The organism is Pseudidiomarina salilacus, assembly GCF_047323925.1.
GTDB classification, from domain to species: Bacteria; Pseudomonadota; Gammaproteobacteria; order Enterobacterales; family Alteromonadaceae; genus Pseudidiomarina; species Pseudidiomarina salilacus.
The window spans coordinates 765,893-780,916 of sequence record NZ_CP178751.1; the positions used below are offsets into that span (position 1 = coordinate 765,893).

General features: G+C 50.6%; 17 protein-coding genes. 4 read left to right on the top strand and 13 right to left on the bottom strand.

The window, feature by feature from the left end; genetic code table 11:
- Positions 1–2 precede the first annotated feature (2 nt).
- The 11 genes from ACJ8W9_RS03625 to rpoE form a co-directional block, all read right to left on the bottom strand.
- Positions 3–1,316, bottom strand: a complete 1,314-nt coding sequence (locus ACJ8W9_RS03625; RefSeq protein ID WP_411358531.1) for a methyltransferase domain-containing protein — start codon at positions 1,314–1,316, stop codon at positions 3–5.
- A 2-nt stretch (positions 1,317–1,318) separates the two neighbouring features.
- Positions 1,319–2,089 carry a pyridoxine 5'-phosphate synthase gene (pdxJ, locus tag ACJ8W9_RS03630; RefSeq protein ID WP_411358532.1) on the bottom strand — a complete coding sequence of 257 codons (771 nt, stop codon included), beginning with the start codon at positions 2,087–2,089 and terminating at the stop codon, positions 1,319–1,321.
- Between the two features lies 1 nt (position 2,090).
- Positions 2,091–2,780, bottom strand: a complete 690-nt coding sequence (gene recO / locus ACJ8W9_RS03635) for a DNA repair protein RecO (RefSeq protein ID WP_411358533.1) — start codon at positions 2,778–2,780, stop codon at positions 2,091–2,093.
- Positions 2,781–2,785: 5 nt separating this feature from the next.
- Positions 2,786–3,697, bottom strand: coding sequence for a GTPase Era (era, locus tag ACJ8W9_RS03640; protein ID WP_411358534.1), 912 nt, complete (start codon positions 3,695–3,697; stop codon positions 2,786–2,788).
- Between the two features lies 1 nt (position 3,698).
- On the bottom strand, positions 3,699–4,391 hold the full coding sequence (gene rnc, locus ACJ8W9_RS03645) for a ribonuclease III (RefSeq protein WP_411358535.1): 693 nt from the start codon (positions 4,389–4,391) through the stop codon (positions 3,699–3,701).
- 2 nt (positions 4,392–4,393) lie between these two features.
- On the bottom strand, positions 4,394–5,320 hold the full coding sequence (gene lepB, locus ACJ8W9_RS03650) for a signal peptidase I (RefSeq protein WP_411360425.1): 927 nt from the start codon (positions 5,318–5,320) through the stop codon (positions 4,394–4,396).
- Positions 5,321–5,334: 14 nt separating this feature from the next.
- The gene (lepA, locus tag ACJ8W9_RS03655; protein ID WP_411358537.1) at positions 5,335–7,146 is read right to left on the bottom strand and encodes a translation elongation factor 4; all 1,812 of its coding nucleotides are present in this window, start codon (positions 7,144–7,146) and stop codon (positions 5,335–5,337) included.
- A gap of 88 nt (positions 7,147–7,234) precedes the next feature.
- Complete coding sequence (locus ACJ8W9_RS03660) at positions 7,235–7,672, bottom strand: SoxR reducing system RseC family protein (protein ID WP_411360426.1); 438 nt, start codon at positions 7,670–7,672, stop codon at positions 7,235–7,237.
- Between the two features lie 22 nt (positions 7,673–7,694).
- The gene (locus ACJ8W9_RS03665; protein ID WP_411360427.1) at positions 7,695–8,747 is read right to left on the bottom strand and encodes a MucB/RseB C-terminal domain-containing protein; all 1,053 of its coding nucleotides are present in this window, start codon (positions 8,745–8,747) and stop codon (positions 7,695–7,697) included.
- Positions 8,692–9,297, bottom strand: a complete 606-nt coding sequence (locus tag ACJ8W9_RS03670; protein WP_411358540.1) for a sigma-E factor negative regulatory protein — start codon at positions 9,295–9,297, stop codon at positions 8,692–8,694. The genes ACJ8W9_RS03665 and ACJ8W9_RS03670 overlap by 56 nt, the downstream gene beginning before the upstream one ends.
- 19 nt (positions 9,298–9,316) lie before the next feature.
- Positions 9,317–9,895 carry an RNA polymerase sigma factor RpoE gene (gene rpoE, locus ACJ8W9_RS03675; protein ID WP_411358541.1) on the bottom strand — a complete coding sequence of 193 codons (579 nt, stop codon included), beginning with the start codon at positions 9,893–9,895 and terminating at the stop codon, positions 9,317–9,319.
- 179 nt (positions 9,896–10,074) lie between these two features.
- Here rpoE and nadB point away from each other — a divergent pair, with 179 nt between their 5' ends.
- Complete coding sequence (gene nadB / locus ACJ8W9_RS03680) at positions 10,075–11,679, top strand: L-aspartate oxidase (protein ID WP_411358542.1); 1,605 nt, start codon at positions 10,075–10,077, stop codon at positions 11,677–11,679.
- Here nadB and ACJ8W9_RS03685 read toward each other — a convergent pair.
- On the bottom strand, positions 11,635–11,940 hold the full coding sequence (locus ACJ8W9_RS03685; protein ID WP_411358543.1) for a hypothetical protein: 306 nt from the start codon (positions 11,938–11,940) through the stop codon (positions 11,635–11,637). The two genes, nadB and ACJ8W9_RS03685, sit on opposite strands and share 45 nt — an antisense overlap.
- A 2-nt stretch (positions 11,941–11,942) precedes the next feature.
- Positions 11,943–12,215 (bottom strand): succinate dehydrogenase assembly factor 2, encoded by a 273-nt coding sequence (locus ACJ8W9_RS03690; protein ID WP_411358544.1) that lies wholly within the window; start codon positions 12,213–12,215, stop codon positions 11,943–11,945.
- Between the two features lie 78 nt (positions 12,216–12,293).
- Between ACJ8W9_RS03690 and ygfZ the strand changes: the two genes are divergently transcribed.
- From ygfZ to ACJ8W9_RS03705, 3 genes are all read left to right on the top strand, one after another.
- The gene (gene ygfZ, locus ACJ8W9_RS03695) at positions 12,294–13,238 is read left to right on the top strand and encodes a tRNA-modifying protein YgfZ (RefSeq protein ID WP_411360428.1); all 945 of its coding nucleotides are present in this window, start codon (positions 12,294–12,296) and stop codon (positions 13,236–13,238) included.
- Positions 13,235–13,723, top strand: a complete 489-nt coding sequence (locus ACJ8W9_RS03700) for an FKBP-type peptidyl-prolyl cis-trans isomerase (protein WP_034729119.1) — start codon at positions 13,235–13,237, stop codon at positions 13,721–13,723. Before ygfZ ends, ACJ8W9_RS03700 begins: the two co-directional genes overlap by 4 nt.
- A 118-nt stretch (positions 13,724–13,841) precedes the next feature.
- Positions 13,842–14,999, top strand: coding sequence for a trans-sulfuration enzyme family protein (locus tag ACJ8W9_RS03705; RefSeq protein WP_411358546.1), 1,158 nt, complete (start codon positions 13,842–13,844; stop codon positions 14,997–14,999).
- Positions 15,000–15,024: the final 25 nt, after the last annotated feature.

Genomic DNA, 15,024 nt, shown 5'->3' on the forward strand with positions numbered 1-15,024 from the left:
GACTATGCCTCCCGTTCAAACCACGTCAAACATTCAATGTGATGGGTTTGCGGAAACATGTCAATGATTTGCGCCTGTTTTAACTGGTAGCCGGCAGCTCGCAGTTGTTTGGCGTCGCGCGCAAGCGTATCCGGCGCGCAAGAAACATAAATCACTCGACGCGGTTGGCGTTGCGCAATTTCCGTAATCGCGTGAGGCGCTCCCGCGCGGGCAGGATCTAGCAGAACCTTATCAAACCGTTGTTGTGCCCATGGGTAGTGGCGCCAATTCTGCTCCAAATCTGCATGCACTGCCGTCACCCGCAACTTTTGTTGCTGCGCCGTTGCGCGCAACCGTTCTACCATCGATGGTACGCCCTCAATGGCCGTCACTTGAGCACCTGTCAGCGCGATCGGCAAGGTAAAATTACCACTTCCAGCATAGAGTTCCAGAATTGACTCACCCGCCTGCGGATCGAGCCATGTCAGCGCTTGTTCCACCATAGTTAGGCTCAGATTCACATGGGCTTGCAGGAAATCACCCGGCTGAAACTCCAACATGAGTTGCGAACTTTGATAACGGGGCAGTTGCTGCTGCGGCAACAACGGTTGCGGCGGCTGTTCCGCACAATGTAGCCAAATATCGACGTGCTGCCGCTCGGCGAACTTTTCAAGCAAGGCTTTATCGGCCGCCGATACGCTTGCGGTTAGGCGTAACAATACAATCGTGCGATCAACATGAATCAACTCAACATGGCCAAGTTGCTCTGGGCTTTGCAACTTCGCTAGCGTGGCGCGTAAGCTTGCCAGCAACGCAGTGATTTGCTCCTGCGCCACTAAACAATCCTCAATCGCCACGATCTGCTTACTCTGTGCGGCTCGCAAACCTAGCGTCAAGCGTTGTCTTTTGCGGTCCCAGTGACAGGCGAGACGTAACCGTCTGCGGTAGCGCCAAGCATCGGCGCCGAGCGGCGGTAACCAGCTTTGCGCAGTAACATCGGCAAACTTGGCCATCAGCTCAACGACCACTTGCTGCTTATGCTCACGTTGTTGCTCGAGCGCTAAGTGTTGCAAGTCGCAACCACCGCAGGCGTCATAATACTTACAGGCGGGAATGACACGATCGGCGGCAGCTTGCTGTATGTTGAGCAACTTACCTTGATGTTTGCCTTCGCTGCGAAAGTCAATAAGTTCGCCAGCTAAGGCACCGCTGACAAAACGCACGCCCTGTGCACTTGCCACAATCCCTTGGCCTTGATGGTTCAATGCTTTAACGGGCTGGTTACGCAACACTTGCTGTTGCGGGCGCTTGGCGCTCGGCCGATAAATTTGTGCCATGCTTAGCGCGATTGCACCGTTGAGGCGGTACGCGCATCGAGCATCAAACGTTTCATGTCACGCACTGCTTGCTCGAGTCCAACCAATACTGCACGCGCAATGATCGCATGCCCAATGTTGAGCTCAACCAATTCTGGTAAAGCCGCTATCGGTGCGGTGTTGTGGTAGTGCAGACCATGTCCGGCGTTTACTTGTAAACCGGCAGCTTGGGCGTATTTAGCCGCATCATGCAATAACAGCAAACTTCTTTGTTGCTCCGCGAGATCCTGTTGCTCAGCGTAGTGGCCAGTATGTAATTCAATAATGCTTGCACCGGTCGCCAAGGCCGCGTCAATTTGCTGCTTGTCGGCATCAATAAATAGTGAAGTTTGAATACCCTGCTCCGCCAAACGCTCCACTGCTGCAGTAATTTTATCTTGTTGCCCAGCAACGTCGAGACCGCCTTCGGTGGTCAATTCTTCTCGCTTTTCCGGTACCAAGCAAACATAGTGAGGCTTTATTCGACAGGCAATTGCGAGCATTTCTTCGGTGACCGCCATTTCCAAATTCATCCGCGTCTGCAGCGTATCTGCAAGAATTTCGACGTCACGATCTTTGATATGCCGGCGGTCTTCGCGTAAGTGAATCGTGATGCCGTCGGCACCTGCTTGTTCGGCTATCGCCGCTGCATGCACTGGATCCGGGTAATTGACGCCACGAGCGTTACGCACCGTAGCGACATGGTCAATGTTGACCCCTAACAAAATGGTGTTGCCTAAAGGAGCATGATGCATGTTAATTTCCTTTTTGTTGGGCAAATAATTGCCGGCTGCGCAATGGCTGGTCACCTAAATAGGGCGCAAGCGCCATACGCATAATTCGTTTCATAGAGTTTAGCAGGCTCGGATCAGTCAGCTCAAATGCACCGAGCTGCAACAGCGAGCTGCCACTAAAACAGTCCGTGGTCGCCTGTGGAACCCGGCAAAAACCGTGTTCTGGCACAAACCTATACCAAAATTCGCCCTGAATGGATTCACCTTGGTCGTCATAATCCCAATCAAACCCGTGGCCTAAATGACACAGCATTTGCCATTCGAATTGGCGCAAGACCGGTTCAACGTGAGCGCTGCTAGCTAGTTGCACTAATGCTTGCTGATAGTCATCGAAGACTGGTTCCAGGGGTTGGTAGGGAGACGTTAAGCGCTGTACCAGCTCATTTAAGTAAAAACCGCTATAGAGCGAGCGGCCATTCAGCGCAACCGCGTGACCATTAAGTTCAGCTTGGGTGAGCGTTTGTAAATCATGGCGCCCGCGGCTTTGCACTAGTAACGGCGTGAAAGGCTGTAAAATGGCGCGCCAAGGACTTTTCGGGCGGCGCGCACCTTTGGCAACGACTCGATAGCGCCCTTGTTCACGGGTCAGGAGCTCAACAATCAAGCTGCTGTCCTGATAGGGCCAGCGATGTAAAACAAAAGCTGGCTCCACCGCGGTTAATCCTCTTGGTAACCGAGACTGCGCAAAGCGCGCTCGTCGTCAGCCCAACCGGATTTCACTTTGACCCACAACTGTAAGTGCACTTTGCCATCGATAAGGGTTTCGATGTCGCGGCGCGCTTCACTACCAATCTGCTTCAATTTTTGCCCACCAGCACCAATCACCATGCGTTTTTGGCCATCGCGTTCAACCAGAATCAGCGCGTGAATGTGCGTAGTGCCATTTTCCGCAGACTGAAATTGTTCGATTTCAACAGTGGTGCTGTACGGCAGTTCGTCACCGGTGAAACGCATCAGCTTTTCGCGAATGATTTCGGCCGTCATAAATCGTAATGAGCGATCAGTAACATAGTCTTCAGGATAATGATGCGCACCCGGTTTGGCGTAACGCTGCACGAGTTCGCGCAGCGCTGGGACCTGATCCCCTTTGAGCGCTGACAACGGAATCACCTCGGCAAAATCGGCTTTCGCGGCAAGTTCTTGCAACAACGGCAATAACTCGCTTTTATCTTTGATTTGATCAACTTTGTTGACGACGAGTAACACTGGTACTTTGCTGTGCTTGAGCTTGTTTAAAACCATCTCGTCATCAGTCGTCCAACGCCCAGCTTCGACCACAAACAAAACGGCTTCAACGCCGCTCAACGAGCTTGCTGCGGCACGGTTCATCAAGCGGTTGATTGCGCGTTTTTCGTCCTGATGTAAGCCTGGCGTGTCAACATAAACGATCTGCCGATCGCCCTCAGTTTCGATGCCGAGAATGCGATGTCGAGTGGTTTGCGGCTTGCTCGAGGTGATACTAACTTTCTGTCCAAGAATACGGTTCAGCAGCGTCGATTTACCAACATTAGGGCGTCCAACAATGGCAATGAACGCCGATGCTTGTTCGGTCGGCTGTAGATCTTGCATGTTAGGACTCCTGCTGTTGAATTTTTTCTAAAGTGAGTGAAGCTGCTTGCTGTTCGGCTTTACGGCGGCTAGTACCGCTGCCAAGTACCGGCTCGTCTAGTAGTTCGGTGGTGCAACTCACGGTAAAACGCTGGTTATGCGCTTGGCCTTGAATCGTCACCACATCATACACCGGCAAAGGTAATTGTCGTCCCTGCAGAAATTCTTGCAAGCGCGTTTTCGGATCTTTATGACCGGCACCTGGTTTGATGCCCTGTAATTGGTCTTTGAACCACAACAAAACTACGCGGCGGCAGGTATCCAAATCACTTTCTAAATACATTGCACCCAACAAGGCTTCCATTGCATCGGCCAAGATAGATTCACGGCGATGTCCGCCACTTTTCATTTCTCCCGGGCCCAGCCGCAAATGTTTGCCGATATCGAACTTCTGCGCGAGTTTGGCCAGATTTCGCCCGCAGACTAAGGTCGCACGCATACGACTCAAGTCACCTTCATCAATCTTCGGAAAGCGCTCAAATAACGCTTCGCTAATGATGATGCCAAGCACCGAATCGCCAAGAAATTCTAACCGTTCATTGTGTACCGCATTGGCACTACGATGGGTGAGCGCTTGTTGTAAACGCTCATCGTCTTGAAATTGATAGCCAAAAGCTTTTTCTAATTCTGTAATAGGTGGCTTGGGTAAGCTCACAATTATTCCACTCCTCCAAGGCGCTGCCAGCGGATACCAGTCGGCACCCATTGTGGCAACCAACTTGATGATGGTCGATCCATTTCAAAACTCATCCAAATAAAGACGGCTTTGCCAACTAAATTATCTTCCGGCACGAAACCCCAGTAACGGCTGTCTTCCGAGTTATCGCGATTATCACCCATGGCAAAATAAGCACCTTCTGGCACTATCCACTCATCGCGTGCAGTTCCTGATTGTTTGTAATAAAAAGCTTCGCGTCCACCGACTGTTGGGTCGATAAGAATTTGATGTGAGACACTACCAAGTTGCTCGTCAGCGACTTGTAAGGGGCGCGCACCATTAAAATAAACGGCATCTGATTCACTGACATTACGCGCCACAACTTCAAGTTTCGGACACTCAGTTTCTGCGGCGTTAGCACATGCCGGTTGAATATAAAGTGTTTTGTTGCGGTAAATGATGCGATCGCCTGGCAGCCCGACAATACGCTTTATAAAATCTAAATTAGGCTGCGGTGGATATTTGAACACCGCAATATCGCCTCGCTCTGGCCGGCCTGACTCGATGAATTCAGTGCGCCATACTGGGTCACGAACGCCATAAGTGAATTTTTCGACGAGAATAAAATCGCCTTCCAGCAAAGTCGGCATCATTGATGCCGACGGAATGCGAAAGGGTTCGTAAAAAAACGACCGTAAAATAAGAATCACAAATAGGATCGGAAACACCGATTGCGCAAACTCAGCGATACCACCTTGTGGGGCTACTCGTTGCCGTGCGTCTTCATCAAGCTGCTGCTGCAAACGCCGTTCTTCGTCAGCAATTTTCTCTAAACGTTTCGGTTTATTGACCTTGGCGTCATACAGCCATATGAGACCGGCTACGATCGTGACGATCGTTAGCAACGCTGAGTAAAAGTTTGCCATGTGCTACCTTGTGCTTATTTCCCTACCTTGAGTACCGCTAAGAACGCTTCCTGCGGTACCTCCACATTACCCAGCTGTTTCATACGCTTCTTACCTTCTTTCTGCTTCTGCAACAGCTTTTTCTTACGGCTCACGTCACCGCCATAACATTTCGCGGTCACGTTCTTGCGTAATTGCTTGACCGTTGAACGCGCAATGACTTGGTTACCTATGGTGGCCTGAATCGCAATGTCGAACATCTGGCGCGGAATCAGTTCACGCATCTTATCAACCAGCTCACGACCACGACCGACTGAGTTATCACGATGCGTGATCATTGCCAACGCATCCACGCGCTCATTGTTGATAAGAATATCAACTCGCACCATATCGGCTTCTTGGAAGCGCTTGAAGTGGTAATCAAGCGATGCGTAACCGCGCGAGGTCGACTTCAAGCGGTCAAAGAAGTCCATCACCACTTCGGCCATTGGCAATTCATAGGTCACAGCAACTTGCTTGCCGTGGTAAATCATATTGGTCTGCACGCCACGCTTATCGACGCAAAGGGTAATGACATTGCCAAGATACTCTTGCGGTACCAAAATATTGGCTTCGACAATCGGCTCATAAATCGTCTCGATTTCGTTCACCGCCGGCAAGTTCGACGGGTTATCGACGCTCAATTCCTTGCCTTTGGTGGTCACAACCTTATATACCACAGTAGGTGCTGTGGTAATCAAATCGATGTCATATTCGCGTTCGAGGCGCTCTTGAATGATTTCCATGTGCAACATACCAAGGAAACCACAACGGAAACCAAAACCAAGTGCGGCCGAATTTTCTGGTTCAAAGAACAACGAAGCATCGTTTAAGCTGAGTTTATCAAGCGCGTCACGGAAGCTTTCATAATCATCCGAGGAAATTGGGAACATCCCCGCATAAACCTGTGGTTTCACTTTCTTAAAGCCAGGCAACGGCTTTTCTGCTGGGGTTTTCGTCAGCGTTAGCGTATCGCCAACAGGCGCGCCTTTAATTTCTTTAATGCCGGCAATGACAAAGCCTACTTCACCGCAACGCAGAATTCCGGTCTCAAACTGCTTCGGTGAGAAGTAACCGACTTTGTCAATTTGATAGCTTTGTCCGGTCGACATGACCTTCATTTTATCGCCAGCACGCAGGGTGCCATTCTTAACCCGAACCAAAGACACAACGCCTTGGTAGTTGTCGAACCACGAGTCGATGATGAGTGCTTGCACCGGCGCATCTGGATCCCCCTGCGGTGGCGGGATCTGGCGCACAATTCGCTCCAGCACCTCGTCGATACCAATACCGGTTTTGGCTGAACATTGCACCGCGTCTACCGCTTCAATACCAACGATGTCTTCAATTTCTTCAGCCACCCGCATCGGATCCGCTTGCGGCAAGTCGATCTTATTGAGTACCGGCACCACCTCAAGATCCATTTCGATCGCGGTATAGCAGTTCGCCAAGGTTTGCGCTTCGACGCCTTGTGCCGCATCGACTACCAACAAAGCACCCTCACAGCCGGCAAGGCTTCGTGATACTTCGTATGAGAAGTCGACATGCCCAGGCGTGTCGATAAAGTTGAGTTGGTAGGTTTCACCGTCGGCAGCGGTATAATGCAAGGTTACGCTTTGCGCTTTAATGGTAATACCACGCTCACGCTCAAGATCCATTGAGTCGAGCACCTGTTCAGCCATCTCACGATCGGCAAGACCGCCACAATGCTGAATCAACCGATCAGAAAGCGTCGATTTACCATGATCAATGTGCGCAATGATCGAAAAATTTCGGATATTCGCTTGCTTAAACGCCTTTTCTGGCATTCATGCCCCCGCAACAACTAAGTAGGAAAAATAATTAGCGCTGATCATACTGATAATGAGGCGCAGAACAAAGGTTTTTCGGGTGTTTTCAGTGGATTTGTTGCACTTGTAGCAGCTGACTCACCTGTAAATCACGCATTTTGAACCAACGTTTCAATGCCCAAAAACTGGCGCCAAAGGCGATGAGCGAAGCAATGATACTGAACCCCTCACTGATGCCTAGCAGGCCTTGTAGAGTCGCTGCGCTTAGTATCAGCACCAATAACGGTGCGCCGTAAATGAGTAAGGAAGCGCGGGTAAGCATCTGTTCAGGAAGTAAGAGTTCGATGGTTTGCCCTTCGTGAAAATCACCAGTATCTGGTTTTTGCACACGAAATGCCGCGCGGCGGTCACTGAAAGCTTTAGAGATAATACCGGCACCGCAGGTTGTTTGTTGGGCACAGCCACTGCAGCCGGTTTTAAGTTCGGTGGTTACCAACAAATAATCGGTACCAATTTCTGTAATAGTGGCAACTTCACGAATCATAATTGACTCCAATACCTCGCCATTACGGTTGCGTAGCCTTGGGCTCAACCGCACGCATACTATCGACCATGCGTTGTAGCGTACTCACGGGCACCTTACCTACCGCGGTCACCGCTAGATTTTGTTGGGTGCTATTGACGATGGATTCACGTCCCTGCACCGCTAAACTCGGTAGCCCTTGTTGTTCTTGAGAGCCTATATAAACCGACACCTCGGTAAGACCGTCGCTAAACAAGTAATAGTCAACCGGCAAACCTGAGCCTGCAACGCGCCGATGTCCTGCGCGCAGTAACTCAAATCCAGCGGGAAGCCATTGCGGCCGCAGGTTAAACTGTGGTGGACGTAAATTGCGCACTTCGTACAAGCGGGGTGGACGTGGAATACCGCGCACATCGCTCATACCAATGGGGACGTTCTCACGCTCAACAAAGGTAGTGACTTGCAATTGCTCAAGAATGTCACCTTGCGGCGTCATCATTTGCATTTTGAGCAGCATCTTAGACTCGACATCAATCCACAAGCCATAATGATAACGGTCATTATCGCGGCTTAAAATACGTAAAAAATGGGTGCTACGCCCACTGACGCGCACGCCTCGGCCGCCCACGACCTGATAGTGCGGCTGTAGTTCGGAAAAGTTCTTATAAAAAGCGGCTGGTAGTATGCCGAAAGTCACATCGCTGTGTAAGGTGTAGGCTTCATCATGGGGCTCATAGTAGGAAGTGTCATCACCGATACGCAGAATGCGCATGTCGGGCCCATTGAGCATAACGATTAATTCAACTTCGGTACCGTCAGGATACACGCCATGTAACCATGTCATCGGTTCTAAGCGAGTGCCTGAGCTACGGACTAAAGTGGCTTCGAAATTAAGTTCGCGCAAAGCTTGCGCCATTTCATTATAGAGCGCTACCGCTCGATTCTGATTGCTATCAGTGACTTGAAAAGGTTGACTTATTGCGCTGGAAGAAAGGAAACCACAGAGTAGCAGCAACCCAGTGATGCTGCTACGCCAGGCATTAGTTATCATCTTTTTGTGGTGCTGCTGCTTCAGTTTCTGCTTCAGATTGTTCATTCAGTTGCTGCGCCTGCAAAGAAAGTTGCAATTGTTGACTATGATCCAACATATAACTCTGCAACACGCGTAATTGCTGCGCACGCTCAGCTTCGCTCGGTGCGTTTTGTTGCAAAACCGTATTGTAACTGACTGGGCTACGACCACCAAGTGGATTAGTAGCGAACGCAGGTTCGACGCTTTGCTCAGGGGTAACTGGCTGACTTTGTTGTACGGTTAATACCGCCACGAGTGCAACGCTTGCTGCGATTGCAACGCTGCCGGCGGGTCGTAGCCAACGCGCCATACGTTGTTTCCCGAAGCGTCCTTGGACCACTTGACTCGGCTTCGCTTCTTGGCGGATTCGTGCCGCTACCATGGCACTGATATCGGCAGGTGCTTGCGCAGTAGCCTCGCCTTTCAGTACACGGCCATAGAGTGCATAACGCGCCCAGACCTGCTGTGCTTCGTTGTCGCTTAACAAAGTATCTAGCTGTTGCGCTTGCTCGCGAGTGTCGGCAATCGCATCGTCTAACAATGCTGATACTTGTTCAAAGCTGCGGTTGGTCATAAACTTTCCTCAGAAAAAATTAGCGCTCTAGCAAGGGCCGTAACTGCGCATCGATTGCTTCTCGAGCGCGGAAAATCCGCGAACGTACTGTACCAATTGGACAGTCCATCTCAATTGCAATTTCTTCGTACCCTAAACCTTCTATTTCACGTAACGTAATGGCTCGCCTTAAATCTTCGGGCAATGCGTCAATAGTACGCATTACTACGTCGCGAATTTCATCGGTGAGCAGTAAACTTTCCGGTGATGCGCCATCGTGCAACGCACCTGCACCTTCGTAATAATCAGCTTCTTCAGCGTCAACATCGGAAGCTGGCGGTTTGCGCCCTTGCGCAACCAAATAATTTTTCGCGGTATTCACGGCGATACGATACAACCATGTGTAAAACGCACTCTCACCACGAAAATTACCAATTGCACGATAGGCCTTAACAAACGCTTCTTGTGCAACATCTGGTACATCCGCCGCCTGTTTGACATAACGTGAAATCAGGCTCATTACTTTGTGCTGATATTTTTTTACCAGCAAATCAAAAGCTTGCTGGTCGCCCTGCTGCACTCTTAGCACCAGCGCTTTATCAGTATCTTGTTCGCTCATCTGAGCCTGTTCTCCTCAACCCAAATCTTGTACCGCGAACCAGGCCCAAGCTCCTATTTGTCATACTTGGGAGTTCAGACAGGGCTAACATTAAAAAGTTCGCAAAAAATTTATAAAACAGTAAAATCGAACGTATTCCTTTCATCTACAGCGTTTTACGCTTGAGCTACCCGTACTTTATGGAACAACGCAGCGATTATCAATGTGACGTACTGATCATTGGCAGTGGTGCCGCTGGTTTAACCCTAGCTTTACATCTGGCGGACCATGCCAAGGTACTCGTACTGTCAAAAGGCCCTCTAACTGAAGGCTCAACCTACTATGCGCAAGGCGGTATTGCCGCCGTCTTTGACGAAGATGATAGCATTGAAAGCCATATTCAAGATACGTTAATTGCCGGCGCCGGTCTCTGTGATGAAGAAGCTGTCGCATTCACCACCTCGAACGCACGCGATAGTCTGCAATGGCTCATTGACCTTGGCGTGGGCTTTGACCGCGTCGATAAATCCGACAGTGATAGCAAATTCCATCTCAATCAAGAAGGTGGCCATAGTCACCGGCGCATCTTGCATGCCGCCGATGCCACCGGACGCGCAGTACAAACTACTTTAGTCGGTAAAGTTCGCAATCATCCCAATATTCAACTCCTCGAACGCTACAATGCGGTCGATTTGATTACCGATCGACTGACCGGCCAAAGCCGTCGCGTTTATGGTGCCTATATTTGGAATCGCGAACTGGAACAAGTCGAGACCGTGGCAGCTAAATTCGTTGCCTTGGCGACTGGCGGTGCCAGTAAGGTTTACCAATATACTTCGAACCCCGATGTGGCCAGCGGTGATGGTATTGCCATGGCGTGGCGTGCAGGTTGCCGCGTCAGCAATATGGAGTTCAATCAATTTCACCCGACTTGTTTATTCCATCCGCATGCACATTCATTTTTGCTCACCGAAGCTTTGCGCGGCGAAGGCGCCTTTCTAAAACGCCCAGACGGCTCGCGCTTTATGCCCGATTTTCATGAATCGGCTGAGCTAGCACCACGCGATGTCGTCGCACGCGCGATAGACTATGAAATGAAACGCTTGGGTGCTGACTGCATGTATTTGGATATCTCACACAAAGAGCCAGCATTTGTGCGCGAACATTTTCCCACCATTTATGAAAAATGTTTAAGTATCGGCATCGATATTACCAAACAAGCTATTCCCATTGTGCCCGCAGCACATTATACCTGCGGTGGCGTACATACCGACCTCAATGCCCAAACCGATGTGCCGCATCTTTATGCCATCGGCGAAGTCGCCTACACAGGTCTGCATGGTGCCAACCGCATGGCCAGTAACTCATTACTGGAATGTTTGGTATTTGCCCGTGCTGCCGCGAAAGACATTATTGCTAAGCTTGATGCGACACAGTTACGCAGCGATCTACCGAGTTGGGACGAGAGTAAAGTAGGCAATTCCGATGAAGAAGTCGTGATCCAACATAACTGGCACGAACTGCGGTTATTTATGTGGGACTACGTGGGAATTGTGCGCACTACCAAGCGATTGGAGCGCGCGTTACGCCGTATCGAGCTATTGCAGCAAGAGATTCATGAGTATTACAGCAACTTCCGCGTCACCAACAACCTGCTCGAATTACGTAATCTAGTGCAAGTAGCAGAGCTGATCGTCCGTTGCGCTATGGCGCGCAAAGAAAGTCGAGGTTTGCATTACACGCTGGACTATCCAGAATTGTTACCGCAAGCGCAACCGACCATCTTGACGCCAACGCAAAAATAACCGCCGACAACGCACAAAACTGCGGGTATCCGTCCACCAGCGCCAATACAGCCACCACTGCGGTGGCTGCCGCGTGCGGTCGCTCTTGACTCCAGCAAATTGCACCACGATGACCCAAGGCAATACTAAAATCACCTGTGGCCGGCTAAGTTCGGTAGCGGAGTTGTCGTCGAGCCGGATCAGCCGACGCTGGTCGGCATCAACGGCCCAAATCTGCGAACGCTGCAGCCAGCGCCATGGCGTTTGACTGCACACCCACATGGCTACACTTTCACGCGACTCAAAATGTAATCAACCATGCTTTTGAGTTCTGGATCCTCACACTGCTGGTGTCCCATGAACCAGGCAAACAGATCGGGATCATCGCAGGTTAACAAACGTCGAAAAGCCTCTTGTTGCGCGCTATCTAAATCATCGTAAGCTTGTTCAACAAATGGCATAAAGAGCACGTCAAGCTCAAGCATTCCGCGTCGACACGCCCAACGTAAACGGTTTTTGTCACGCAATAATTCTGCGCTTTGTTGCAATTTTTCCATAGGTTCGACTACTGCCCCTTGTATAATACAAATACGTCCCCACCTAACTGCTATTGATGCGAACAAGCGAGGTTGATTGTGTTAGCCACAGAGTTTACCAAAGCTCCACCCGAATACGTAACTGTTTCGCTGGATGATCACGCGGTTGTGCAAATCGCCGGCCCTGACACTGATAGTTTTTTACAAGGCCAGTTCACCTGTGACCTGCGCCAGTTAAAGGATGATCACTGGGTCTACGGAGCGCATTGCGATAATAAAGGCAAAACTTTAAGTACTTTTTGGCTGCTACGTTACCGTGATGGCGTACTGCTGATTGCGAGTAAAGATGCTGCAGCAACAACCATGGCTCAGTTACAAAAGTTTGGCGTATTCAATAAAGTCGAGATCAGCGATGTTAGCGATCAGTTCCAGCGCTTTGGAGTGTTCGGTACTGCTGCGCCGGCAAGACTCGCAGAATTACTCGACAGTCCGATTACCGCAAGTACCGCTGGTGCGGTTAGCCGCACTGAACAGGCTCTGGTACTCAGTTTAGGTGAACATCCTGATCAGTACTTGTGTTTAAACCAAGGCGAACCACTGCCGACCAATGCGAGCCTGAATTACTGGCAGGCGCTGGAAATCGAGCGTGGTCGACCGACCCTGTTTTCAGGTACAATAGAAGAGTTCGTTCCCCAGATGCTGAATGTACAAGCCCTCGATGGCATTAGTTTCAGCAAGGGGTGCTATATCGGCCAAGAGACGGTTGCTCGAATGAAATATTTGGGCAAGCAAAAGCGTGCACTCTTTCGCTTGGTTGGCCAAGGCGCTGCCACTGCACCTGGTGCGGTGATTGAACAGCAACTTGGCGAAAACTGGCGACGTGCAGGCACGGTAGTTAATGCAGTGAGCCGTGCTGACCAACATCTGGAACTGCTGGCGGTGCTCCCTAGCGATTTAGCTAGTGATAACCGCTTGCGCGTGAAAGGTGATGACGCGAGTCTGTTGGAAATTTACCCACTGCCCTATAAATTGGATGAATCATGACTCAAACCATTAGCCAAGACAAAGTTGTCGGTATTCACTACACCGTGAAAACCGCTGAAGGCCAACAGCTTGACCAATCTAAAGAAGGTCAGCCGTTACAATTTATCTTTGGTCGCGGCATGTTAATCAAAGGCCTTGAAGATGTACTTGCAGGTAAAGCTGTAGGTGACAAATTCAATGCTGATATCGCTCCAGCAGATGCGTACGGCGAGCGTCACGACGGTTTGATTCAAACCGTTCCGCGCAGCTTGTTTGGCGACAACCCAGTTGAGCCAGGCATGCAGTTCCGTGCCAGCACTGACCACGGTGAGCAATCTGTTATTATCGTTGAAGTTGACGACGAGCAGGTCACTGTTGATGGCAACCACCCATTAGCAGGTCAAGCTTTGAACTTCGACGTCGAAGTTGTAGAAGTGCGCGATGCCGATCCAAGTGAATTGGACCACGGCCATGTGCACGCTGATGGTGACCATAACCACGGCTAAGCCAAATGCGCTGAAACACCAAAAACGCACCCTCGGGTGCGTTTTTTTATGCTAGGCAACCTAGCATTCTTTCGCTAAGCTAGATGCCCTACTTTGCTGTCTCGGAGCATCTTTGCCAATGTCCTCGAATGATTCTAAAAAAACCTATCCCTATACCGCTGCAACCGCCCTCGCACAATCGTTAGGGAACATTGACGCAACCACCCAAGCTGTGGTGCCGCCGATCCATGTTGCGACCACCTATTTGCGCGGCAAAGATAATAGTTATCCGACCGGACTCATCTATTCCCGCGCCGACAACCCGACCTACAAACCGGTCGAAGCCTTATTGTGTCAATTAGAAAACGGCCACGATGCGCTCTTGTTTGGTTCTGGCATGGCAGCCGCCACCGCAGTCTTTCAAGGCTTACGCCCGGGCGATCATGTATTAGCGCCAAAAGTTATGTATTGGGCCCTACGTAATTGGCTACTCAACTTTGCCACCGACTGGGGCTTAATCATTGAGTTTATCGATATGACCGATGTTGCCGCTGTGCAAAGCCACCTGCAACCGCAACGCACCAAATTGATTTGGCTTGAAACACCAGGCAACCCGTTGTGGTCTATCAGTGACATCAAAGCCATTAGTGAGCTCGCCCATGCGGCCGGTGCCCAAGTAGCTGTGGACTCTACCTGTGCCACACCACTGCTGAGTCGCCCACTCGAATTAGGCGCGGATATCGTCATGCATTCGGCCACCAAGTACCTCAATGGCCATTCCGATATTATTGCCGGAGCACTGATTGGTAAGCATGATGATACTTATTGGCAGCGTATTCGAGCCGTCCGCGCACAAGGTGGTGCGGTTCCAAGCCCACAGGATGCAGCGCAATTATTACGCGGCATGCGCACCATGCATCTACGCGTACGCGAAGCCTGTCAAACCGCTCAATTTATTGCCGAACAGCTCGAACAGCACCCTTCTGTTGCCGAGGTACTTTATCCCGGCTTGCCGAGCTTCGCCGGTCACGAGATTGCCAAACAACAAATGACAGGCGGCTTTGGCGGCATGCTCTCGGTTCGCCTTGCCGGCGGAGCCGCAGCAGCGATTCACGTCGCTGCCCACACGAAGTTGTGGAAACGAGCCACCTCACTTGGCGGGGTTGAAAGCCTGATTGAACACCGTGCCAGTGTTGAAGGTGCAGGAACGCCCTGCCCGGATGACTTGTTGCGGATGTCGTGTGGCATAGAAGATGCCACTGAATTGCTGGAAGATTTCCTGCAAGCGCTACCTTAACCGTTTACTTTTATGTTTTCTTTAC